16 protein-coding genes are annotated in these 25,843 nt (G+C 47.1%); 11 read left to right on the forward strand and 5 right to left on the reverse strand.

Features of this window, described 5'->3' with window-relative positions; all coding sequences use genetic code 11:
* Window positions 1-59: 59 nt before the first annotated feature.
* The 3 genes from DL346_RS17310 to DL346_RS17315 all read right to left on the reverse strand — a co-directional run bounded on the left by DL346_RS17310 (window position 60) and on the right by DL346_RS17315 (window position 2,657).
* On the reverse strand, window positions 60-1,316 hold the full coding sequence (locus DL346_RS17310; protein ID WP_112883406.1) for a stalk domain-containing protein: 1,257 nt from the start codon (window positions 1,314-1,316) through the stop codon (window positions 60-62).
* 444 nt (window positions 1,317-1,760) lie between these two features.
* Window positions 1,761-1,892 carry a putative holin-like toxin gene (locus DL346_RS29820; protein WP_338066315.1) on the reverse strand — a complete coding sequence of 44 codons (132 nt, stop codon included), beginning with the start codon at window positions 1,890-1,892 and terminating at the stop codon, window positions 1,761-1,763.
* 168 nt (window positions 1,893-2,060) lie between these two features.
* The gene (locus tag DL346_RS17315) at window positions 2,061-2,657 is read right to left on the reverse strand and encodes a YjgB family protein (protein WP_112883407.1); all 597 of its coding nucleotides are present in this window, start codon (window positions 2,655-2,657) and stop codon (window positions 2,061-2,063) included.
* Between the two features lie 227 nt (window positions 2,658-2,884).
* On the opposite strand from DL346_RS17315, the gene DL346_RS29110 reads away from it, so the two are divergent.
* The 3 genes from DL346_RS29110 (at window position 2,885) to DL346_RS29775 (ending at window position 10,561) form a co-directional block, all read left to right on the forward strand.
* Window positions 2,885-3,037: a hypothetical protein gene (locus DL346_RS29110; protein ID WP_165822550.1), complete on the forward strand. Its 153-nt coding sequence runs from the start codon at window positions 2,885-2,887 to the stop codon at window positions 3,035-3,037.
* Between the two features lie 617 nt (window positions 3,038-3,654).
* On the forward strand, window positions 3,655-10,284 hold the full coding sequence (locus DL346_RS17320) for a LamG-like jellyroll fold domain-containing protein (protein WP_165822551.1): 6,630 nt from the start codon (window positions 3,655-3,657) through the stop codon (window positions 10,282-10,284).
* A gap of 145 nt (window positions 10,285-10,429) precedes the next feature.
* Entirely contained in the window at window positions 10,430-10,561 is a 132-nt protein-coding gene (locus DL346_RS29775) for a hypothetical protein (RefSeq protein WP_276311564.1), read from the forward strand.
* A gap of 50 nt (window positions 10,562-10,611) precedes the next feature.
* Here DL346_RS29775 and DL346_RS17325 read toward each other — a convergent pair whose 3' ends face one another.
* Entirely contained in the window at window positions 10,612-11,517 is a 906-nt protein-coding gene (locus tag DL346_RS17325; RefSeq protein ID WP_112883409.1) for a helix-turn-helix transcriptional regulator, read from the reverse strand.
* Between the two features lie 166 nt (window positions 11,518-11,683).
* On the opposite strand from DL346_RS17325, the gene DL346_RS17330 reads away from it, so the two are divergent.
* The 8 genes from DL346_RS17330 (at window position 11,684) to DL346_RS17365 (ending at window position 23,128) form a co-directional block, all read left to right on the forward strand.
* Window positions 11,684-12,979 (forward strand): DUF455 family protein, encoded by a 1,296-nt coding sequence (locus DL346_RS17330; protein ID WP_112883410.1) that lies wholly within the window; start codon window positions 11,684-11,686, stop codon window positions 12,977-12,979.
* Window positions 12,972-13,286, forward strand: a complete 315-nt coding sequence (locus tag DL346_RS29915) for a 2Fe-2S iron-sulfur cluster-binding protein (protein ID WP_165822552.1) — start codon at window positions 12,972-12,974, stop codon at window positions 13,284-13,286. Before DL346_RS17330 ends, DL346_RS29915 begins: the two co-directional genes overlap by 8 nt.
* A 34-nt stretch (window positions 13,287-13,320) precedes the next feature.
* Window positions 13,321-15,060, forward strand: coding sequence for a sensor histidine kinase (locus DL346_RS17340; RefSeq protein ID WP_112883412.1), 1,740 nt, complete (start codon window positions 13,321-13,323; stop codon window positions 15,058-15,060).
* On the forward strand, window positions 15,060-16,694 hold the full coding sequence (locus tag DL346_RS17345) for a response regulator transcription factor (RefSeq protein ID WP_240633257.1): 1,635 nt from the start codon (window positions 15,060-15,062) through the stop codon (window positions 16,692-16,694). Before DL346_RS17340 ends, DL346_RS17345 begins: the two co-directional genes overlap by 1 nt.
* A gap of 63 nt (window positions 16,695-16,757) precedes the next feature.
* The gene (locus tag DL346_RS17350; RefSeq protein ID WP_112883414.1) at window positions 16,758-18,275 is read left to right on the forward strand and encodes an ABC transporter substrate-binding protein; all 1,518 of its coding nucleotides are present in this window, start codon (window positions 16,758-16,760) and stop codon (window positions 18,273-18,275) included.
* Between the two features lie 203 nt (window positions 18,276-18,478).
* Window positions 18,479-19,384, forward strand: coding sequence for an ABC transporter permease (locus DL346_RS17355; RefSeq protein WP_112884018.1), 906 nt, complete (start codon window positions 18,479-18,481; stop codon window positions 19,382-19,384).
* Between the two features lie 18 nt (window positions 19,385-19,402).
* Window positions 19,403-20,290, forward strand: a complete 888-nt coding sequence (locus DL346_RS17360) for a carbohydrate ABC transporter permease (RefSeq protein ID WP_112883415.1) — start codon at window positions 19,403-19,405, stop codon at window positions 20,288-20,290.
* 477 nt (window positions 20,291-20,767) lie between these two features.
* The gene (locus DL346_RS17365) at window positions 20,768-23,128 is read left to right on the forward strand and encodes an immune inhibitor A domain-containing protein (protein WP_112883416.1); all 2,361 of its coding nucleotides are present in this window, start codon (window positions 20,768-20,770) and stop codon (window positions 23,126-23,128) included.
* A gap of 149 nt (window positions 23,129-23,277) precedes the next feature.
* On the opposite strand, the gene DL346_RS17370 is transcribed toward DL346_RS17365, so the two are convergent.
* A complete protein-coding gene (locus DL346_RS17370) occupies window positions 23,278-25,650 on the reverse strand; it encodes an AraC family transcriptional regulator (protein WP_165822553.1) in 2,373 nt (790 codons plus the stop codon).
* Between the last annotated feature and the right edge of the window lie 193 nt (window positions 25,651-25,843).

The raw sequence follows: 25,843 nt of genomic DNA on the forward strand, positions 1-25,843 counted from the left end.
CGAAATTGGCTTGATAAAAAGGGTTGCCCCAAGTCATCGACTTGGGGCAACCCTTTCAATTAGGATTTGAGCTCAATTGTCTTCTGAATGGCAGTCATCGTATTGCTGCCCATGAGGCCGAGGCGCCAGAAGGCGACGCCTTTGAGGTCATACCGTTTGGCTAGGCCGATCGGGCCCGCTACCGATTGGGCGGTTTCGCTGCCCATCGAAATCCCGAGCACGAGCTTCGACTTCGGAACGGCTTTGAGCGCAAGCCGAATCGCTTCATCAACTCGGTTCAGCGGCTCCGGCCCGTTCTCATACGAATATTCGTAGGCCATGATAATGATCTCATCCGCAAAGGCGGCCAGGTTCTTATAGTCGTAGCCACGATAGGAGCTGTTAAGCGGATGAAGCGCAAGCGTTAAGGACAGATTCGCTGCTTCCGCGCTTGCATCCAGCTGTTTGACGAAAGCGGTGAACGATTGCTGAATGGCAGGCAAATCGCCGGCGAGGCCAAGGCCTTCGAAGTCGAGCGTAATCCCGCTAAAGTGATTGTCCGATGCGAGCGATACCAACTGGCTGATGACGCTTGCTTGGCGTGTTGGATCTTGCAAAAGCTTAGTCAATTCGCCATTGCCGTCCATAGCGACGGCCATCAGCTTCGGCTTGCTGCCGGCAGCGGCGGCGTCCTCAACGATCGATTCCGGCGTCACGCTGCCAGCTGCTGGCGGCCAGTAAAAATCTTTTCCCTTCAGCGTCAACTCGCCCGTCGCATCGATGCGCGTCCATCCAAAGGAAACGGAATTGAATTTCGGTATAAAGCCGACTTCCTTGAAGGAAGATATGGCGTAGAAGGCTTCCGCGTACATTTTCTCCTTCGGCGATGTAATGGAGACGGTTTTCGTCTCGCCGTTCCACCCCACGGCAGCGCCGAACGATGTGCTGAAGAAACTGAGCGGCACGAAGATAGAGTCGTTTCTCGACAGCGGGGCCACACGGAGAAGCTGCGGCTGCCCGTTAACCATCGCTTTTTTGTTATTTTTATAAAGAATGACTTTCGTGGTTACGCCATCGGTTGATTTCGTCGCCGTGACGGACTGCGTCTTTGATGACCAGACGACTTGAATGCTTAGCGCCTCCGCTATCGCGCGAAACGGTACCATCGTCGTGCCTTGCGTAACGAACGGAGCAACGGGAAACGGAAGCGGATATCCGTCCAGCATGATCGTGACGGGTTTGGCTGCAGCTGCAGCCGCAGTTTTGGCAGGAGAAATATAGGGAAGCCCCGACGCCAGCAAAACTGCTGTGCATCCAACCAGCAGGGAAGATTTCATTTTGGATCGTAACACGAGATCTTTCAACTCCTTATCTACGAATCTAGTGAATCAGGCTTAAGAGACATACGAATATAAATAAGACGTTTCAAACAGCCGATAGGTTGCAAAAAGTTGATAGACCGTTTCTATTATAAGGGGTATTACCAAGTAGAATGGTATGAATTTAGAGGGTGACAACACATAATTTTCCAGCCGAGGGTTCGTAATGGGATGGTTTTGATTTCGTCAATACCAATTCCGCCAGCTCAATTATCCTTTCGAATTCTGCTGAAGCGTATGTTCAATTACTTCCTCATTGTGGTATGATATTGGCAAATAATCCTTACGGGCAAAGAGAGCCGGCGGCAACCGACTCTCAGCGCGATAACCGCTTTTAAGGGCGGCAGGCTGTAACAGGATATGGGATTTAAAGTAGACCGCATACCTACGCGAGAGGGCGGTCTATTTTTTTTTGAGGTAAGTGAGCAGAGCGAGAATAAACATGCCGAACGTGAACATCAGCGTCATCGCGTCTTGTACCTCCATGGCGTCACCTCCCTCCCGGGAGACTAGCCGACCGCCCTTGCAAGCCATTCATCGCTTCTTTATTATAAACGAACATTTGTTCGTGTGTCTATCGGAATTTTGGGGCATGCTGGAAGTAGGATCAAGAGGTGTGATTTAAACTGTGATATACAAAAAAGAAACCGTCCAAGCTCAGCGAGTGCTGTGCCGGGACGGTTTTTTCCGCGCTGCCGCGCGTTACGTATTCGCTTTGCCCGAATAGACGTTGATGTGGTCAATATGCGCGATTTTGCCTTTGGCGACTTTGCTTGGGCCGACGAATTTCAGTTCGTAAGCTTTGGATGGATGGTAAACATAGATTTTGTCCGTGCCGGTGAAGCGGACTTCTTTAGGCATGCCAAGCGTTTTGATGACGGACGCGAAGGTCAGCGATTTGATGCCCCCTGTCCGATCGATGGATGTCCCAAAATTGCGCAAATCGTAGATGACGCCGGATTTATTGACGCCGAAGCCGAATGCGCCTTTTCCCATGCCGAAATTGTAGATTTCGTAATGGTTGCCTTTCAGGTCACCGCCTACATCCGGTTCGCCCCATTTGTAATGAACGGCGGAGATCGGCGTTTTGCCCGCGATGGCGTTTAAGCCCGGGATTTTTCCTACGCTCGCAAGCTTGTAGATGCTCTTAATATAGCTCGCGTTCGTGCTAGCGCTAGCGCTGGCTGCTGCCGCGTGGACATTCGAATGGGAGATGGCCGTCATGGAGCTTACCGCGATCAATCCGGTCAAGGCCAGCTTGGCTGCTAATTTATACGAGTGTTTCGATTTGTTCAACATGTAGAATTTCACCTCTTATTTTTATTGGAGACAAGGGACGGTTGGCTTTACAACCTCATATTACCCAGCCCGCCCTCGAAAGGAATGACAGAACGGTAACGAATCAGTTACAAGAAGGTAACGAAAGATTAGACCTGTAGAAATGACAAAAAATGATGATTTCCTGCGGTGTGATGAGCTCCGCCGGCACGTTATTATGTGGTTAACGAACGCATAGGAGGGCATCCATGATGAAATCGCTAGACTCCATTTACTATATTGGTAACGGAAGAACCAAACGAATCTCCAGCTACGATAGATCCGGTCTTAACAAAGACTCGGTTGCGATCAGGGCGGGGGAGGTGAATATCTTCGTATCTCCAGTCGGTTACGACGTGTAAATCCCACTTGAACCCTATACAGTACGGCTGTCAGACAAGGGGCAGCCGTTTTATTTTTGCTAGCTTGATTCCAATCGAAATAAAGAGGCGTAATTTGGAGCTTAAACATGTTTTGTCCGGAAATCGTAGAAAAGTTCATTTTCTCCTTTTATTGCTGACACTAAAATACAAGTTGACAATGAATAAGCGCTGCATCTTGATACCTATTTTTGGAGATTGCAGCGGTTTTTTTTGTCGCTGCAAACTGTATGACAACATGTTGAGAGTGGGGTGAAAAGCTAGATTATCCCTGCTTGCAACACGTCGAAGAAAAGTATTTTAAATAGGGGAGATGATTTCTTTGCCATTATGATAAACATTGAAAGATTTACGAAATATACCATAGAAGGGAAGATAATATGAACAAGCGCAAACTGACATCACGCTTGGCTTCACGTCTGACATCTCTGGTTCTCAGCATTTTGCTGGTGGCAACTGCACTACCGGCGACAGCTTTCGCAGAAACCTCTACCGGCGGCGATCCCTTCCAAGGAGAGATCCTTTTCCCCTTTAATGAGGGTAATGGTTCGACTTCCAGCGCCCTTTCGAACGGTCTGACGGCCACATTAGACAACTATGTGTGGGATCAAAACGGCCGGGGCGCTACTCACGCGATCTCCAATGACCAAACAGGCAAGAACGGGATCACGATCGACTACGGCACTCAGTTCGCGAGCGTAAATGATCTTACCATGGGCGTTTGGGTTAAGCCCTCAGCTCCCAGTCCTGGACAAACCAGTTCTTTAATGGCCCCGCCTTATGGCGGTACCACAGGCAATTGGGGATTCAGTAACGGAGAAATTTGGTGGAGTATCAACTGGGGCACCAGTGCAAACAACTTCGCTGACACAAGTATAAGCTTACTATCTTACGGATCGGATGGTTCCGATTGGGATGGCGGCATTTCAGCGCCAGCAGGGAATCTGGCCGACGGCAACTGGCACTATTTGGCGTACTCCTTAAGTACGACGGCGAAAACAATCGCTCTGTATGTGGACGGCAATCTGATCGGCGAAAAAAATTATAGTGCCCTATACCCTGTCAATCTGCAAGCCTACAAATGGTTCGGCGGAAATGGGTACCAGGCTAAGTCGTACACCGGCCTTCTGGATGAGCTTTCCGTTTTTCCCTCCGTTCTCGACGACACCGCGCATGAAGCACTATATAACAGAGCGCCTAATACTAGCGTTAACGGAGATCCAGGCGATCCGGGTGATCCGGGCGATCCGGGCGATCCCATCCAAGGCGAGATCCTTTTCCCCTTTAATGAGGGTAATGGTTCGACCTCCAGCGCCTTTTCGGGCGGTTTGACTGCCACATTGGACAACTACGTGTGGGATATCGATCACAACGGCCGGGGCGATACTTCCGCGATCTCCAACGACCAAACCGGCAAGAACGGGATCTCAATCGACTATGGTTCTGAGTTCGCAAGTGTAAATGATCTTACCATGGGCGTTTGGGTTAAGCTCGCAGCTCCAAGTCCTGGAACATCCGGTTATTTAATGGCCCCGCCTTATGCCGGTACCACTGGCAATTGGGGGTTAAATAATGGAGAAATCTGGTGGAATATCAAATGGGGCACCAGCGAAAACAATTACGCCGACACAACGATAAACTTCACATCTTACGGATCGGATGGCTCCGAGTGGGATAGCAACCTTTCAGCGCCAGCGGGGAATTTGGCCGACAGCGAATGGCACTATCTGGCGTTCTCCTTCAGCGCAACAGCGAAAACAGTAGCTCTGTATCTGGACGGCAGTCTGATCGGTGAAAAGACCTACACGTCCACATTCCCTATTAATCTGCAAGCATACAAATGGTTCGGCGGAGCTGGCTATAATGGAAGCGCGTACACCGGCCTTCTGGATGAGCTTTCAATTGTCCCTTCAGTTCTTAGCGACACCGCTCATGAAGCGCTATATAATAGAGCGCCTAATACGAGCGTTGGCGGCAATCCGGGCGATCCCATCCAAGGCGAGAACCTTTTCCCTTTCAATGAGGGTACTGGTAAGACTTCCAGCGCCATTTCGGGCGGTCTTACGGCTACATTGAACAACTATTTGTGGGATACCGACAACAACGGACGAGGCGGTACTCCCGCGATCTCCTCTGACGACAGAGGCGCAAGCGGGCTCACGATCGACTACGGTACTCAGTTCGCGAGTGTAAAGGATCTTACGATGGGCGTTTGGGTTAAGCCTACAATCCCTGCCGAAATTCCAGATGTCGGAAGAGTCAGTTATTTAATGGCCCCACCTTATGGCGGCACCAATGGCGATTGGGGACTCCCTAATGGAGACATCTGGTGGAATATCAAATGGGGCACCGAAGAAAACAATTACGCTGACACAACATTAGACTTCCTAGATGTAGGATCGGACAACGCCGGTTGGGATGGCGGCTTTTCTGCGACAGCAGGGAACCTGGCCGACGGTAACTGGCACTATGTGGCGTTCTCCTACAGCGTAACAGATCTGACAATCAAGCTGTATGTGGACGGCAAGATGATCGGCGAAAAAGATTATTCTTACCTAGCCCCGATCAATCTGCAAGCCTACAAGTGGTTCGGTGGGAATGGCTATCAGGGACGCGCGTACACGGGTCTCCTAGATGAGCTTTCCGTTTTCACCGCAGCTCTTGACGACGCCGCGCAAGAAGCGATTTATAACAGAGCTCCCAATACAGGCGGCACCGGTCAGCAGGCTGATCCAGCCGACACCGATCAGGTAGGCGACAAAACCTATCATGTGGCCAAGACCGGCAGCGACAGCAACCCCGGCACCGAGGCCGAGCCTTTCCTTACGATTCAGAAGGCGGCCGATGTTCTCCTGCCTGGCGAAACCGTCATCATTCACGAGGGCGTATATGAGGAATCCGTACGTCCGAAGTACAACGGCACGGCTGATCACCCCATTACTTATAAAAGCGGCGACGGCGAGAAAGTGGTCATTTCCGGCGCGAACCTGATCACCGAGGTTTGGCAGGCGACGTCAAACCCGGGCGCGGTGGAATATAACGCAAATGATGCAAACCTCTGGAAAGTAAACGTTAGCTTGCCGATGGGCAATTACCGCAATCAAATTTTTGTAGACGGCGAAGCCATGCTCCCTGCACGATATCCGAACGTTGCGAAGGAAGACGCGTACTATCGTCCGAACTGGCTGACTTATGTGTTCGACGGCGTGAACGCCAGCACTGGCGGATGGTCTACCCCCACGGGCAAGCTTCGCGACCCCGAGTTGAACCAACCCGACGGTACATGGAACGGTGCGGCCATCGTGGGCATGGACAACCGCGGATGGAACCTATCCGGCGCGGAAGTCGTCTCATCCACGCCCGGTTGGCTTAATCTTACAAACGTGAACTTTTATGAGTTGGGTCCAACCGGCTACGCCTCAGGCGACGATTTCCATTACTATATCCAAAACGCTATGGCCGCCCTGGACGCGCCATATGAGTGGTTCTATAACCAGAACAGCGCAACCCTGTATTTACAGCTCCCGAGCGGCATGAACCCCAACGATCTGGATGTTCGTTACAAAGCGCGTGAATGGGGCTTGGATCTGTCCAGCCGCAAGTACATCCATATCGAAGGCGTCGACCTGAACGGCAGCAACCTGACGATGCGTAACGGCGTGAGCAATGTAGTTGATCATATGACGGCCAAGTACGTCACCGAGTTCCTGTCCCCACATAATGAGCGGGGCGGCATCATCGTGGGCGGAAAGAACAACACCTTGATCAACAGCGAGATCGCCTATTCTGCCGGTGCGCTGGTCACCGTCGAGGGCGAGGGCAACAAGATCGTCAATAGCAAGCTGCACGACGCTACTACCGGCCCTACAATGTTTACCTTCTCGATAACGATTACGGGAAGAAACCACTTGATCAGCCACAACCAGGTATATAACGCCAGCGGCACTCTGATCGGCGGCAGCTTCTACGCCAGCGAAATCTCCTATAACGACATCCATGACGGTAACTGGCACAGCACCGACGCCGGATTGATGTATTTCGCTTATACTGATTTGGGTAACAGCCAAATTCACCACAACAAAATCCATGACTCCCACAGCGAATTTTCCAATGGCGTGTACTTTGACCTGGGCTGCAAAAACGCCCAAGTATTCAACAATGTGTTTTGGAATTTGCCATGGGCGGCTACTTTTGTAAACTCCAGCTCCGAGTTTGTATCCGTGTTCAACAACACGGTATTCCAAGGAGCGGAAGCTCACCCGAACCCTGAAATTTACACGAACTCCCCGGGCGACGCCTACATGGACGTTTATATGAACAACATCGTGGATTCCCGCGGCGTGGGTACTGACAACGTCAACGCCGGCGCGGTAGTGATGGAGAACTACAGCAGGCCGGAAACCGACATCGATGGAACCGCAACCTTTAACAACCCATCGACGTTTGACTTTACATTGAAAGCCGGATCCGGCGCGGTCGGTATGGGCGCCTATCAGCCGGGAGATACCTGGAATGCCGGTCTGAAGGGCACCCCGGTAACGGTCGAAGAAGTTAGTAGCGGCCCGCAGCTCCAGCTCTACGCGAACAGAAACCTGCTGTTCAACAGTGGTTTTGAGTGGCCGCGCATCGATGTCCAAGGCATGGGCTCATTACCATATTGGAAAAAGACAGGGATAGGAAGCGCATCCCTTGTGCAAGCCTCTTCATCGGCCGACAACGCTCATGCCCGCGAGCAGTACGCAGTGGCGCTGACCGGTCAGAACATCGGTCTCGAGCAGACCATAACCGGTCTGGAGCCTGGTAAGGATTATGTTCTGCGCGGCTTTGCTCGGATGGGCAGCGGCAGCGAAGCCGCTGGACAAAAGGCGGAAATAGGCGTACGCGTAGGTGTGAATACCCTCAAGGGTGAAGTGGACCGGCCCGCATGGCGATCGGTTTCGATCAAATTTACGGCAGACGAGACCGGAGAAGCCACGGTTTACGCCATAAAGACTACTTCCGGCTCACAGGTCCTGATAGACGACTTCTCGGTTGTGAGCGCCGATTTGGTGCCCGACCTTGGGCCCGTCAGCGACGATCTGTACCCGATGCTTAACTCCCCTGTGGCACTGCTGGACGATATGCTGTTTGAGGATTCCGAGTGGACTGTAGCCAACCAATCGTCGTTTGTGAAAGACGAAACGACCGGCCTCACCCTGGAAGCTCAGCCCGGCCAATCAGCGGCTGCGTTCTACACCCAGGAAAAGTACAGAGACAAGGACTTCTATTTGAAATTGGGCGAGAATGAAAATCTTGACGCTCTCGACCTGAACATTATACTCCGGGCAAACGCGGCGACGCGTACTGCCAACAGGTATGAAATTGCTATACAAGGCACGACAGCCACGCTGACCCGTTATTACAGCGGCACGAGCACCCAATTGGGTCAGTGGACGGTAGACATCAACGACCGGCTCTTGAAGGCCGGCGCAGTATGGGACGACGTCAACGAGAGCGGTTACGGCGGCGTGACCGTGACCCTCAAGAGCGGGAACAATACGCTGTTCTCCTACAGGGATGAAAATAACTTAAACGTCTCCACCCCCGGCTACTTCGGTCTGGCGACTGAATCCTCCATTGAACTCGGACGCGTGACCGAATATGTGGATATGGGCTCAGTCATCGCGGATAAGGGCAACTGGAAATCCGGGTCTTCAATCAACTGGGTGAATAACGATACCAAGTTGACCCCCGTCGGGAGTGCAACCGCAGGTTACACCGGCAGAACATTCGGCGACGCAGAGTTCGTGGTGGGCTTTGAGTCCGGCATGAACACCGGGGCGTTCCCCAACTTTACGCTGCGGGCTCCGACCGAGGAGGATCTTCTGAACAACCCTTGGAGCGGCGCAAAATACAGTGTGATCTTCAAGGAAGGCTCCTTTGAGATTCAGCACTGGCAGGAACTCTGGAAGCCGGGTTCAAGTATTCTGTCGGATGACGGCAGATCGGCGCTGGCGGACAACAAAGGCTTTGTGCCGGCGTATACAGACACGCTCGTTAAAGTCAGCATAGTGAACACCGACTATGGGGTGTGGATCCGCGTCAAGGCAGGCGACACGATCGTCGCAAGTTGGATTGACGAGAACAATTATCTTCTGAACGATGGGTATTTCGGCATCTGCGGCTACACCGAGCCGGTGACGATCTCAGTGCCAAGCGAGAGTACTTATGTTCCTGTCATCGGCAACCCGGACGATAAGCCAGGCAACGGCACTGTGGATACCTCCGCGCTGCAACAGCTGATATCTGAGGGCGAAGAGCTTGTTGAAGCCGAGTACACTGAGGCGAGTTGGGCAGCTTTTGAAACAGCCTTAGACAATGCGAAGGCTGTTGTGACAAACAACGCCGCGACCCAAGCGCAGATTGACGCGGCGGTTACGGCACTTCAAGCGGCGATAACCGATCTGGTGAAAGCACCAATTGCGGTTACCGGTATCATCGTAACGGGTGCATCGTCGATAGACGATTTGGGAGAAACGGCGCAAATGACCGCTACCGTAACGCCTGACAACGCGACCGATAAATCCGTTTCCTGGACGGTCGCCGGCACGGATGGCAACGCAACGAACAAAGCGACGATCGACGAGAACGGCTTGTTGACCGCGGTCGCGGACGGCGTAGTCAAAGTCGTAGCCACGGCGAAGGACGGATCGGGCGTAACGGGCGAACGCCTCGTCACGATTGATTCGACGCCGCCGGAAATCGTTGCTCCGAGCGATCTGTCGTTCCTCCAAACGGAAGCGGTATCGATCGCGTTCTCCGCAAGCGACAGCGGAAGCGGCTTGCAATCGTTGACCGTATCCTATAACGGCAAGACGACATCCGGAACGGTTTCCGAAGATCCGCTCGGCCTCGCGGTTGGAACGTATCCGATCGTCGTTACGGCGACGGATAATCTCGGTCATCAAACGACGCAGACGTTCAGCTTGGAAATCACGATGGAAGTCGCTCAATTAGACGAACTGATCACTCTCGGGGAAACCGGCGGTTTGATCGCGGACGCCAAAACCGCGAATTCTCTTCAATCGGATATTGTCACTATCCAAAAGGAACAAGCGAAAGGCAAGCTTGACGCGAAAGATTTCGAACAGCTAGAAAAGAATATCAACAAGGAAAAAGGCAAAAAGATCGACGCCGCCTTCGCGGATCAGTTGCTGCAAAGCATCGAAGCTCTGAAGAGTTCCCTGTAAGAATAAGCAATAAACCGACTTGCGAGAGCAAGTCGGTTTTTTATTTCGTTAGCCCATCTCGGATAACTCATCCGCCGAAAGAAGCTGAGGTACGGTATTGTCCATCGGCGGATTGTGCATAGCGTTCCAGAGGAGAAGTGCGGGAGTGGCACGACCCGCCGACGATTCCCATCGCGAGATCGAGGACGAGTTTTGCCAAGTCATGCGAATGAACTTGGAGAAAGCTGCCGATCGCATCTGCGATCGGCAGCTTTTCGATGTGTCAGCTTACAGTTGAATTTTAACGTATCAATGTATCGTAATTGACGGTGTCAAGGCAGCCAATTTCTATATCGATCCTTTATTTTTTAGAAAAGTTGATTTTCGATACTTCAAAGGGGGCAGGCCTACGCTATTCAAGAAAAATTTACTAAAATGAGCAGGAGAAGAAAATTCCAATTTATTCGAGATCTCGGTGACGGTAAGCTCGGTATATTGCAATAGCTGCTTTGCTGTCCGGACTTTAATCTTTTTCAAGTACTCGCTGGGTGAGATTCCATATACCTGTTTGAAACAACTGCTCAAGTATGAACGGTGAAATCCGGTTTTTTCCGCCAGATCATTAATTTGCAGCCGGTCCCCCGAATGCAATTCGATCTGGTACGCCACTTCATGTGCCAGGTTGATTTGTGCCGGAGTCATGGAGTTATTTAAATAAACATTTGAATCTTCCGTAAAATGCTCGGCCATTAAGCAGACCAAATCGATGATGCCAATCTGCATTCTCAGAAGCTTTACGGATTGCTCCATCCGATTGAAGGGATTCTCATTCAGTTCGTTATGGTGAATTAACACTTCCTTGTATTCATCGAGAAATTCCCTGACTCGGCAGTTGAAGGACAACTTGGTATCCTCCTCCGGGTCGAACGGAATATGCGGGTTCGGAACAACCTGAAAGATCGTTTGCACTTCCTTCATATCCATATCGAAATGGAATACGAAAAATTCAGTATCTTCGGCAACCTCGGCAGTGTGGTGAACGAGACCGGATTTGACGATCAGGACATCCCCTTTCATCAGCATAAAAGACCGGCCGTTTACCCACTGTTCCATTTTCCCGGAGGCGCAGTAAATAAATTCAAAGAAGGAATGCCGGTGACGGGGATACGACCAGCCTTTGGGAACCTTTGCATAATGCATTCCATCCAGAAGAATGGAAGCATACAATCGCTGTATTTTAAAGATTTGTTCCATGACCGTTCCCCCCTCCCCCCAATGAAACAAATAAACAATTCGAATGAATTCACATAACAAATATATAAGAATTTACAACATACGTAAATGTTCTTTTATTACCGGGGCTGTTATATTTAAAAAAATCATTAGTCAACTACACGATTCTAATAAGGAGAAATGAGAAATGTCACTAGAACAGGTGCTCGTAATGGGGATGCCCGGGAAACGCACGGTAGAGGAAGCCTCTGATATGGTAAAAAGATTTTATCTTGTAGAGAGGGAATTGATGCGGACACTTGGCGGGTATCATGTCAACATTGCCAATTGGGAACTGAAAAAGAAGCTCCCCCATCATATATGGCAGGATTCTTTGCGGGCGGATGCATTAAGAACCCGAGTGCTGGAGATGAGATATCCGCGCAGAGATGTAGATCAGGAACATGATCCTTATTTGTCGAAGTTTCTCGCTTCCTTGATCCGGTGTAACTGCGATGTCGAACTGATCACCGGTGTCTATTTTGTTGCGAAGGAAGCGCTGGTTGAAGCTTATGAAACCTATCTTCGGGATGCAGATCCGTTGGATGATGCCCCGACGGTTGAGTTTATGAGCCGATTTCCTATGCAAATTCGTTCCCAATTGGATGAAATTCAACAGCTTTTTGCTCAAATTCAAGAAACCGTTTCCGGAGAAGAGATTCAAGCATGGCGACAAGCCCTGCAACAATTCCTCAAAAATATAGGCGGAGTGATAGGCCAAGGTCAGAGGAGCGACGAAACCCCGTCAGAAGTCAGCAAGCGTCCGGAATATGTTCCCCCTACAACCCCGCGAAGGGATCCAAGATTTACTCCTGCCGTTTATCACATGCCGCCGAGACATCCAGAGAAATTCATTGAACGGCAAATTTGGCAAGGAATCAATCATGTGAATGAAATATGGGCCGCGGAGATTCCATTATTAGTATTGTGGAAATGGGACAATATGCCATGGGATTTCTACCTGGATTGTTCCCGTTGGGCATTCGACGAATCTCGCCACTGCATGATGGGAGAAGAACGGATGAAGGCGTGGGGATTCGAGGTTGGCCTCGATTATCCGGTCGTGGCGGATCACTACATTTCTACCATCGACAATGGCGAAGTGGAAACGTTGGCGCTGCTGCATGCATTTGAGTCGGGGGGGCCGGCTTGGAAAGCGGGATTGAAAGCGGAATTTGAAGCTGCCGGAGATACTGCCAGCTCTCAGGACTTCGATTATGATTGGGCGGATGAGAGCATTCACCTTGCTTACGGGCACAAGTGGGTACTGCATCGACTAAATGGAGATTTGGATGTGCTGGAAGATTTGAAGGAAGAGTTAATTGAACGCTGGCACGATTGGATGGTCCAAAAGCATCAAGAATGGGACTATGAACCATTCACCAGTAGGATTCAAGCGAGAATTGCGGAAATTGAAGCAGGGGCGGCTAACCGTCATGAGTGAATTTAAGGTCCGGCTTCACCCTTCCAATGAGGCATTTATGGTCGGTCGTGATGAACTCATTCTTGATGCGGCTATTCGGCAAGGCGTTCAAGTGCCTTACTCATGCCGCAACGGAACATGTCGAACATGCTTATTCGAAGTCAAAGAAGGTACCGTCCAACCGGTAGATGTGGAAGTTTGTATGATATCCGATCAAGAGCTTGAATCGAATCGGCGCCTTCTATGCATGAGTCTATGCCGTAGCGACATCGTTATGGAGAAGGTGCAGCCGCGCAGGCGAAGGAACCCTGCGGAGTCTGTTCAATAGATAAAAGTCGCGGAGAGTATTGAGGTAAAAAAACATGATATCCTGGAACTCGATTCGTTTCAAGTTGATCGTCGCTGTACTGATCATCCTCGTGCCCCTGATTTCACTGCTCATTTATTTAAGCGACTACGCCGTTTATGTCGTCCGAAATCAGATTGCCGAATCCAACTATAACTTAGTATCGCTGTATATGGGACAGATCGATAATAGTTTAGATGTGGTTGACGAGTATTTGATCAACCTCATGTTAGAGGACGAGGATGGGAGAGACTTGCAATACTTTGCTACAGACTCGGACCGTTATCATCTAGCGATTACACGACTAAGCAACAAGATAACGAATATTTTATCTTATCAACCGATAGACGGTTTTTTTATCTACTCTGCCTCCGGCCAGGATTATATAGGAACCTCCTCAGCCAAAACAACCTTTGAGGAGAGACAATACGTAAGGTCAACTATCGAACAGATGGCAAAAAACGATGAAAATTCAAACATGTTATATGAAAAAGGCTGGTTTGTGCAGCGATTCAATACCAAGTATTACTTGTTTCGCCTGCTAAAAAAAGATAACACGTTTGTCGGCGCATGGATCAAAATGGATAACTTAATGATCCCGCTAAGATTAATCAATATTGGCGATAAGGGCGCGTCATTGTTTGTAAGCGATCATGACGAGCCCATCGTCAATCCCGAATTCGTATCCAATAATCAAATTGATTTGAGCAAGGACATTCAAAAGAATTATTATCTTACGGGAACCGATAATCGCTATTTAGCGGTCGGTAAACATTCCTCAAAAGGGGATTTCAGCTTATTCGCGTTTATTCCGGATGAGAAAATACTTGAGAATTTGCCCGTCCTCCAAAAAATCATCGTTTTTATTCCTTTGGGTTCGGTAATCTTGTTGCCTGTTTGTATTTTGCTATTGAGAAAATCACTGCTCGTTCCGATTAAACGTTTGCTAAAAGCAATGGAACGCATTAGGGACGGGAACCTCGACGCACGTATTCCGCCGTTTTCAACGTCAAATGAGTTTCAAATCGTTAACGATACCTTCAACAAAATGATGTCCCAAATTCAAGAGTTGAAAAACAATGTCTATGAGGAACAGTTGAATAAACAGAGAGCCGAGCTTCAACATTTGCAGCTGCAAATTAATCCTCATTTTTACATGAATTCGCTTAATATTTTGTATACGCTTGCACGGACGAGAAATATTTCGCTTATGGAAGAAATGTCGCTATGTTTAATCCAATATTTCCGGTATATGTTTAGAAGCAATCTAACCTTTGTCGCTTTAGAGGATGAGCTGAAGCATATTCGTAACTATATCCAGATTCAGGAGTTAAGGTTCCCTGATTATTTGAAGTGTGAGATCGCGGCTCCCGAGTTTATACTTTCTACTCCTCTACCGCCGTTAGTCATTCAAACCTTTGTCGAGAACACTGTGAAGCACGCGGTTACGATGGATGAGCCAATCCTGCTGACGATTCGGGTAGAACTGTACAGAATGGAGGATGAGCCGTATTTGCTCATTACCATTCGAGATACAGGAAAGGGTTTCAACGCCGACGTATTGAGGGAGATTCGTAAAGGCAACCGGATTGTGGATGAAGAAGGAGACCATATCGGAATATGGAACGTTCAGCAAAGGCTTCAATTATTGTATCAGAATCGAGCACAAGTGTTATTTGCAAATGCAGCTCCATCAGGTGCTGTAGTTGAAGTCCTGTTGCCATTACAACCCGATATAAGAAATAGGGAGATATAATGAAAGTTCTTATTGTGGATGATGAAATTCTCGTCTCAGAAGCGGCGAAAACAGTCATTGATTGGGAAAAGTTTGGAGTTTCGTCTGTCTTAACCGCTTATAACATCCGGCAAGCGAAAGAAAAATTCAACCAGTATTCGATTGACATTATGTTTTGTGATATCGAAATGCCTCAAGGAAACGGGCTGGAACTCATTTCGTGGGTAATGGAGCATTATCCGCAGACAGTATCCATTATCATGACTTGCCATGCCGATTTCAAATTTGCACAGCAAGCCGTACAATTAGGCAGCTTCGATTACTTGTTGAAGCCGGTTCCTCCTGACGATATGGAGAACATTGTCGTCAAAGCCATTGATAAAATCAATAAAGAAAGCGATCAGCTGCAGTACAGCCGGTATGGCCAATATTGGTTTCAGCATCAGCCGCTTCTTGTTGAGCGGTTCTGGCTGGATATTATACATCATACGATTCCCTCGAATCCCGTGGCGATCAAAAAAGCTGCTGAGGAAAGAAATATCCCAATAGCGGAGAAATTAGTGATCATACCGATCTTAATAAGTGTGCAGCGGTACTATAAAGAATTGAATGCGCGTGAAGAGAAGATTCTGGAGTTCGCTTTAAAAAATTGTGCCGAAGAGTTGTTTCTTCATCAGGGGAAAGGTCAAATCATTGCATTAGCTGAAAGAAAGCTTCTAGCTCTTTTGCCGTGTGAGAATGGAAACCTCGCGATGGAGAAGGTGAAACAAAGCTGTAATTCATATATCTCATCGTGCAACGAGTACTTCTATTGCGATCTCTCTTGTTACATCGGAGATCAAGCATACAGTCATGAGTTGACAGCAGTACTTCAAAAGTTATTCCTTCTGGAAAAGAATAATGTTGCTTACAATAACAAGGTTTACACATTAAGCATGCAAGCTCCTGCATATGCCGCTGTCCCAAAGCCGGATATGGACTTATGGTCTATCCTGCTGAAAGAAGGCTCGGAGCAAAAACTGCTTGCCGAAGCGCAAACCTTTCTCGAACGGCTGATCGATACGGATGGATTGGATGCGAGGACGCTGCATCAGTTTCAACAAGATTTTCTGCAGATGGTTTATTTCGTATTTAAGCTTAAAGGCATTCAAGCCCGGCAATTGTTCAGTGACCCGTATTCGGTGGATCTTTCAGCTCATGCGACTCGTTCCGTATTGGATATGATCATGTGGATCAAGCATATGGTCAACAAAGCCATGCAGTATGCAACGGCTGCGGAGCAGTCACAATCCTTGATGGAGAAAGTCATTCAGTATATATCGCTTCATTTGGATACACGGGACTTATCTCGGAAAGAAATTGCGAGCCATGTTTTTTTAAATCCTGATTACTTGGATCGAATCTTCAAGAAGGAGATCGGAATTTCAGTGACGGATTATCTAGTGCAGGAGCGTCTTAAAATCGCACAAGAGCTGCTTGCCAATACGGAAATGTCTGTGAGCACGATTGCCGCTTATGTCGGATATTCGAATCTATCCCATTTTTCAAAACGGTTTAAGAAACTTACCCATTTGAATCCCAATGAATATCGTCAGCTTAATAGTCGAAATCGGACAAATGACATGTCGATAATGGAGCGGCAATCCCTCCAATGACAGCTCTATAATAAAAATAGGTTCGAGGCACTCGGATCGAAATTATAGATGTGGGGGAGTACCATGAAAAAGCTGGGTTGGTTAACTGCTCTGTTGGCACTTATGCTGCTCGTTTCAGCTTGCGGTGGCAACACGAACAAAAGCGCAAACGGCAGCGCGAACGATGGGACAAGCACTAATGCCGGGAAGACGGACTCTGAGGCTGTAAGCGAAGAACCGTATGAAGTCGTTTATGCATTTCCTTTTTGGGGAAGCATTCCGAAAGATCTTCAGTTAGTACAAGATGAAATCAACAAGATTTCTAAAGAGAAAATTAATGTGACAGTAAAATTGCTGCCTATTGACGGCAGCACCATGGATAATCAAATCAACTTGATGACGGTAAGTAATGAGAAGCTGGACATGTTTCTGATGTTCAACTACACGACTCAGGTTGCAAATGGAAAACTCTATCCGATTGGCAATATAATGGAGCAGAACGGCAAAGGAATTATTGACGCTTTGGGCCAGGAGTACTATAACTCAACCCAAATTAAGGGTGTTAGCTATGGCGTGCCTAGTATTCGCGATATGGCTCAAGATTATGGATATGAAATTAGAAAAGATTTGGTGGATAAACACAATATCGATTTAAGTCAAGTGCAAACGTTTGAGGATTTCGAAAAGATTTTTAGCGTCATCAAAGAAAAAGAGCCCAATATGGCAGCTATTAATCCAAGCAGTTACGGTAAAATAGACCCGCTGGATAACTCTCTTGGCGTTTTATTGAATAACGGTCAAACTGATCTGAAAGTTGTAAACTGGTTCGCTACGGATGAATATGCTCAGATTCTAAAGACGATGAGAAAGTGGTATCAAGCAGGCTATGTCCTGAAAGATGCCGCGCAAAACAAGGAATCGAATATAACGCTTATTAAAGCGGACAAAATTGCTGGCGCCACGTCACATATGAAACCCGGGTTCGAAGCTCAAGAGAGCCGGGCAACAGGGAAGGAAATGGTCGCGGTCAGAGTATCCCCTCCAGCTGCGAAAACAAGCACTGTAACGAACGTAATGCTTGGGGTATCGGCTAACGCCGAGAAGCCTGAAAAAGTAGTTCAATTTTTGAATCTGATGTACACCGATAAAGATATCGTGAACTTGTTCGACTGGGGTATTGAAGGTCAGCACTACGTGAAAGTGCAAGACCAAGAGAACGTGATTAAGTATCCGGATGGCATAGATATTAATAATGTCGGATATACAGGTGCCAGTTGGATGCATGGCAATCAGTTATTGTCTTATGTTTTCGAAGGCGAGGATCCGGAAATATACAAGAAACTGGCAGAGTTTAATCAAACGGCACTCAGATCGAAGGCGCTAGGTTTTTCGTTTGACGCTGAGCCGGTGAAAGCAGAGATTGCGGCAAGCACAGCGGTTCTGAATCAATATACAAAACCATTGGAGGTTGGTGTATTGGATGTAGATAAGGTGCTTCCAGAATTTTTAAAGAAACTTGAGGATGCGGGAATCAACAAAATCATCGAAGAGAAGCAAAAGCAATTGGATATTTGGGCGAAAGAAAATAACGTAAATCCATAAAAAATGGATAATTGATAAATGTATTTGACTCAATCCAATCCGCTGTATAGCAGATTGGATTGTGTGCTTTAACCAAGCTGATTGCAGTAATCTTATTCAAAGAGGAAGTGATGATAGTGGAACGTATAACAGAATGGAATGACACCGTTTCAGCGGAGCTGCGTCAGGCTGTTGGTTATAAAACGGTAAAAAAAAAGGCCGGCATGAAGAAATTCAAGAGATATTTTCCTTTATTTCTGCTCATGATACCAGGTTTACTATACTTAATTGTAAACAATTACATGCCGATGTTCGGCATTTTCATCGCGTTTAAAAACATCAACTATTCGAAGGGGCTTCTCGGCAGTGAATGGATTGGTCTTCAAAACTTTGAATATTTGTTCAAGACCTCGGACGCCTTTATTATTACGAGAAACACAATTTTGTATAACCTGGTTTTTATCGTTCTCGGGACGATCATCTCCATCGCGATTGCGCTTCTGCTCAATGATATCCGAAACAAAGTGCTTAACCGCTTCTACCAAAGTATCATCGTTTTGCCCCACTTGATATCCTTCGTAATTGTGGGTTATCTCGTTTATGCATTGCTTAGCGTAGATAGCGGACTTCTAAACAAGACCATACTGCCGATGTTCGGCATTGCTGAAATTTCATGGTACACGGAAGCGAAATACTGGCCATATATACTAACGATTGTTCATATGTGGAAAACCGTTGGATTATCATGCATTATTTACTTGGCTTCGATTATTAGTATAGATCCGGAGTACTACGAAGCGGCAAAGTTGGATGGCGCTTCCAGGTGGCAGCAAATTCGTAAGATCACGCTTCCGCTCATCACGCCGGTTATTACAATCCTTACTTTGCTTGCGATCGGACGCATTTTCTATGCAGACTTCGGATTGTTCTACCAAGTCCCGATGAATTCCGGCGCCGTAGCGGACACAACCAACGTTATTGATACCTACGTTTTTCGCGCTTTGATGACCTCCGGAGATATCGGTATGTCTTCCGCAGCAGGGATCTATCAATCCGTTGTCGGTTTTGTCCTCATTGTCTTTTCGAATTATATCGTTCGTAAAGCCAATAAAGAGAATGCTTTATTCTGATTGTCAGGGGGAATACCTATGGAATTACTAAATAAAAGCTATCAATGGATCATCAGCAGCATTATGATGGCCATATCCATCACATGCTTTATTCCTTTTGTTCTACTAATAATGTCCTCCGTAACAAGTGAGGAAAGCATTATTCAGCACGGTTACTCCTTCTTCCCGGATACATTCAGTTTGAAAGCTTATGAATATTTGTGGAATCATGGAACAGACCTGGGCAGAGCCTATGGCATTACCGTATTCGTAACGGTCGTCGGAACGGCTGTAAGTCTCGCGATAACTTCTATGCTTGCTTATCCGATATCTCGAAGCGACATGCCGCTCAAAAACTTTTGGGCGTTTCTCGTATTCTTTACGCTTCTTTTTAACGGTGGATTCGTTCCGAGTTATTTAATCTATACGCAAATATTTCATATTAAAAATACGATTTTGTCACTGATCGTCCCAGGGTTGCTAATGAGCGGATTTAACGTTTTGCTCATGCGAACTTTTTTTAAAACCTCGATTCCATCTGCGCTAATTGAAGCGGCAAGTATTGATGGAGCGGGAGAAATTAAAATTTTTCATCGCATTGTGATGCCGCTATCTCTACCGATATTGGTAACGATTGGTTTGTTTCAAACGATTGCCTATTGGAATGATTGGTTCAACGGTCTAACCTATATGTCAAATTCGAGATATTTCAGTATTCAGATGATTCTCAACAAAATGATGACAGACATTGAGTTTTTAACGAACAGCAGCAATCTTGCCGGAAACGCAGCTAAAGAAATCGCTCAAGTCCCAAGTACATCGGTTCGTATGGCGATTGCCGTAATAGGGGTTCTGCCCATTCTGATCGCGTATCCGTTCTTCCAGAAGTATTTTATCAAAGGAATTACCATCGGCTCAGTGAAATAAATCAGCAGTTCAACCATACTCTACCTCCTAATACGATAGGAGATTATCCGAAGTCCGCGTAAATCGCGGGCTTTTTTGTTGTCTCATTATGTATTGCATTATTATTCATTTTGGTAAAAGAGGATATTATCACTAATTGTGACGATGTGTCGTTTCTAACGGGAAAATGATTTGGCGAGTCTCCATACACCATGTTCTTACAATTGTGTCACCGATATATCCTCGTTTTTTGGTTCACTTCATAGTTTCTGCAATGATTATACATGAGATACAAATTCTAAGTGGAAGCAAGTTGGGGGAATTTGTTTTATTTTTCTAATATAAATACTTCGTTTTATAGGCAGTTCCACTAATGGAGCTGTTATAGCGAAGCATAATTGGGGGAATTTACATTCGACAAAACACCGCATTTTTCTACAATTCGTCTAATGTATACTACTCTTGTAGTCTATTACATCATACTAGGGGGTAAATGAATTGCCCAGAACAGGATGGAAGGTACTTTCCAGCATCTCCGCCAGTGCCATTGTGGCGAGCACCTTATTTAGCGTCGGTACTCATGCGGAAAAACAGGCAGCAAAAGCAGCATCTCAGGAATGGACAACGACTGATTTAGGGGTGGCCAATGACGCAAGACTGATTGAGTTGCTAAAAAAGCAAGGGAAAATCGCAAAGGATGCAAGTCCTGCGGAAGCCGAAAAAGCGTTGACGGCTTTTTTGAAAGCGAAAAATCAAGCAGCGAAACCAAAAGGGCTCGACACCGATGTTCTGGAAATTCTGAAAGATAAACCGAATTCAAACGCTAATGGATTGGTGAAAGGCAAGGGGAATAAATTAGGGCAAGCAAATAAATCGACGGTCGACTCTGTTGAAGAAGAAGACTATAACGGCGGTGTCCGTACGGACAAAGTACTCGTTTTAGCGATCGATTTCCCGGATTACCCGAAAAGTTCCATTACCAAAGAAGAAACGGATATGTTTTATGAAGACTACACCCATGAACATTTCCAAAATATGATTTTCGGACCAAATGGCTATACAGGGCCAAATGGTAAAAATATGATTTCCATGAAGCAATATTATGAGGCTCAATCGGGCGGAAGCTATACCGTAGAAGGAACGGTAGCAGGCTGGTATACAGCCGATCATCCGGCTGCTTACTACGGAGCGAACTATCCAACGCCAGATGGCAGCGACATTAACGCCAGAGGCCTGGTGAAAGAGGCGCTGAAGAAAGCCGCTCAAGATCCTTCCATCAACTTAGCCGATTACGATGTATGGGATCGGGACGATTACAACGGAAACGGCATTTACAATGAGCCAGACGGCATTATTGACCACTTAATGGTCATTCACTCCGGAGCAGGTGAAGAAGCGGGCGGCGGAAGCTTAAGCTTTGATGCGATTTGGTCACACCGCTCGAAACTTGCTTCAGGCCCAATTGCGGTTCCAGGCGGAAAATCCAATAGCAATCGCTTTGGCGGATTATTAGGCGCTTGGGATTACACGATTGAACCAGAAGACGGAGCTGCAGGTGTTTTCTCTCATGAATTTGGTCACGATTTAGGCCTTCCAGATGAATATGACACGCAATACACAGGTGCTGGTGAACCAGTCGCGTATTGGTCCATCATGTCAGCAGGAAGCTGGGCAGGAGCCGTTCCAGGTACAGAACCATCTGGATTCAGCCCATATGATAAAGAAATGCTACAGAATTTACATGGCGGAAACTGGCTCAGCGGAACCACTATTCACGCAAATGATGTAACGAGCGCGGGAACAACGGTTCTATTGGACGAGGCTTCCACTAAAGGAACCAACAATGACGCGGTACGCGTGAATTTGCCGGATAAAGAAAATCACGTGAACGTTCCAACAAGCGGAACCTATGAATATTATAGCGGTTCAGGAAATGATATGGAACATTCGATGACAGCAAATGTTAACCTGACAAATGCTGCTCATCCGACTTTAACGTTCCAAGCTTGGTACGACATTGAAGAAGATTGGGATTATGCGTCTGTTCAAGTGAAAGAAGAAGGGTCTAACGTATGGACTTCCGTTCCAGGAACCATCACGAAGGACAGCAATCCGAACAACCAAAATCCAGGTCACGGGATTACGGGTACATCAAACGGGTGGATACCGGCTACATTTGATTTAAGTGCTTATGCAGGAAAACAAGTGAGCATTAAGTTTAACTATTGGACGGACCCTTATGTCGCTCAACGTGGATTCTACGTGGACGATATTCAAATCACATCTGATGGTCAAACGATTTTTGCTGATAATGCAGAAGGAAATACAGCGTTTACGTTCCAAGGATTCGCAAAAGACAAAGGAACTTACTTCTCTACAAATTACTATCTATTAGAATGGAGATCCCATAACGGGGTGGATGCGGCTTTAGGACACATCCGTCGCGGTGCAAGCCTTATGAGTTATGACCCAGGTCTAGTGGTTTGGTATGTGGATGAAACCTTTGACAATAACTGGACCGGTGCTCACCCAGGTGACGGATTCCTAGGCGTTGTCGATGCGGATCAGCATCCAATGAACTGGAGCGATAAAGCGGTTGCTTCTTCTCGTTACCAAGTCCATGACGCTGCATTTGGAATGAATCAATCATATTCCATGTTCTTAGATTACAAAAACCTTTTAGGCATTACGATGAAAGACAATTTTACTGCTCGTAACCCATTATTTGATGACCGTGCGGACTTCTCAAACCCTGGTCTAATCGATGCGGGACGCAGCATTCCAACATACGGATTAAAGTTCCGCGTGGTGGGTGAAAGTGCGGATGGTACAGTCGGTAAAGTCTTGATTTATAAATAAAATGGAGAGAAACCCAACGTTTTCGCAAACGTTGGGTTTCTTTTTTTGGTTCTTGGCCGGGTATGAAATTCCCCCAATACAGCTTGAAAAGCGGTTCAATTATAATTTAAGCAGCTTCTCGAACTAAGGCCGTTTTCCGGATTCGGTTGTTAGATCTCCATTGTCTTTGACTTCAAACGGAATTCGGTAGGCGTGGCCGCGTACCTCTTCTTGAACAGCGTGAAGAAGTGTTTCTTGTTCTCCCAGCCGACTCGCTCCAGAATCTCGTCGATGTTAAGCGACGATTCCTTAAGCAGTTCGGCTGATTTAACCAGACGGATCTCCGAGATATACTCGGCGATCGATTGAGAGAGGTGCTCCCTGAACAGTTTGCCCAGATAGGCGGGGGTTAGCTTGAATTGATCGGCCACCAGATTGGCAGACAGCGATTTGTCTAAATAATGGGCATCAATGTAGCGACGTGCATTCAAGACGACAATCTCGGATTTCTCATCGCGATTTTGTTCGATTCGGCCTACGATCGTCTTCATTAAATCGTTGAACGCGGTATTGATTTGTTCGAGCGTTTCCAGCGACTTGATTTTGTTGTCGAACAACACGAAATCCAGGGCAAACGAGATCGTGCCGTTCTTCTCCATCAGGTTGATCGTATTGAAGATATTCGAGGACAAATAGGACAGGGCGAACATGATGTTATTGTAGCTGCAGCCCGACAACGACAGCATCAAGTTGTGGTACAAGTCGGCAGAATCTTCCAATCGGCCTTTCTTTAGCGCTTCGAGCAATTTGGCGATGTACTCGTTATGAATATTGAAGTCCGACCGTGGGACGCCATCGAACTCTTGTCTAGCCACAATGCAGCAATGACCGTATTTCAATCGGTAATGAGAGAGATCGATCGTATCTTCCAGTAGGCCGCGAGCTTCCCTAACGCTTTCGCTGGCACGACTAATAAAAGCGGAAACGCTGATGGAGCAGTATGTGGCATACACATGCTGGATGTCTAGAATGAGTTCCCTTAATCGGTTTACATACGTAGCGGATTCGTCCGGTGCTGTGCCCTGCGCTTCAATATTAAGGAGCGTAACGACCTCATCCTCGCTGTTGTCCAGCGACTCGCACCGAAAGTAAGGATGAATAATTTCATCTATGATATTCAACAAGGCGTATTTCAGCAAGGTCTGATCTCTCATTGGGTAGCGGGCTTGAAAATCGGCATAGTTGTCGATCTTGAACAGAATAACCGCCATACCGCTTCTTGGATCGATCGCAAGCGGATGCTCTTTGGATAAATCATCGTAATTCGCTTCGCTTGCATGCTGATTATAAAGAAGCTCTTTCAATTTCTTCTGCTTGAGCGTAAATTGATTCGTCTTACGGAAAATTTCCAATGAGGTCAGCTTGTGCTGAGTTGATTTAAAGGTCTCTGTAATATAGTCGAACTCGCTGCGCGGATCCTGCTCTGCCGTTTGCCTGTCGCCCAGCTGCCCCACCATATGCCGGAGACTTCTTACAGGCGCATACAAATTTTTGGCTAACAAGAAAGCCGTAATCAGACAGATGACGAGCATGAAGCATCCGATCGTAAGGGTCACTCTCTTCACTTTGCCAATGCTATCGGAAATGTATTTGTAGGGGGTGATGTTGACAAGCACCCACGGTGACGCATCGTACGTGACATACGTGATGACGGAAGATTCATCTCGAACATCCGCCAGGAATACGTCGGATTTGCGGCCGGAAGTTAAAATGGGGGCAACGAAGGACTCGCCGGATACGTTCTTCAGGAATAAGTCATCTCCCGAATTTGAATTCGCGACGACCATCCCTTGCGGATCCAGAATGAGAATATCGTTTCCTTTCAAGGAATCAGTTTCTTGATAGGTAGAGAGCGTATTGAAGATCCAATTCATTCTCACGTTGAGAACGAGCGCATTCTTCACTTTCTTTGTACCTCTGAAATATTCCGGCACGATATATGAGAATACATTTTCAGTACGGTTCGAATCCAGTTCGGAAATCGGAATTTTCCTCGGAATAGGAGCGAGGGCATGCAAGCTTATAGGGTTAGAAAGCATGCGTACCAATTCCGTATCGAGAAAAGAATCCCTCTTCCGGATGCTTACATTCGGTCCGACCGAATAGTACGTCTCTGTACGCCCGTTATAGACATACGCGGAATGGATATAAGGCGTGCTGCCAATGGAGGTGTCAAGATTGCGCAGGCTCGTCATGATTTTAACGATGGAAACGTCCTCACCGTACATTAAATTTGCCGCATCCGGATCATTGAACATGGTAACGGTATAGTTCTTGACATAATTGTGGGTCTGCAGCGCATTTTGGAAAATTTGATTCATCAGTTTCTCGTTGGACGTGTTCAAGAGGTCGATGCTGTAGTTTTTGAAGTTGTAGTTCAAGAAGAAGGACAAGATCAGGACCGTAAGCGTGATGAAAAAGGTGATTTTCATAAGCAGACTATAGAAGTAAAGTGGACGCTTTATCGGAACAATAGTCTTCATCGAATTCTCCTTTAATGAATTTCTGACTGACCTGTCTTCATTATAAAGTACAAGCATCATCATGGGAATGGAAGCGCTGCCAAATTGAACTGATTCGCCTTTTTTGAACCGCGTTTTTGAACTCTTTCGCGGCTTTTATCACTTACGGAGCTCATTCCGGTGCTGGTAGGATGAAGCCATCGAGGAGGGAACG

This window comes from Paenibacillus montanisoli (assembly GCF_003268025.1).
Lineage (GTDB): Bacteria > Bacillota > Bacilli > Paenibacillales > Paenibacillaceae > Paenibacillus_Z > Paenibacillus_Z montanisoli.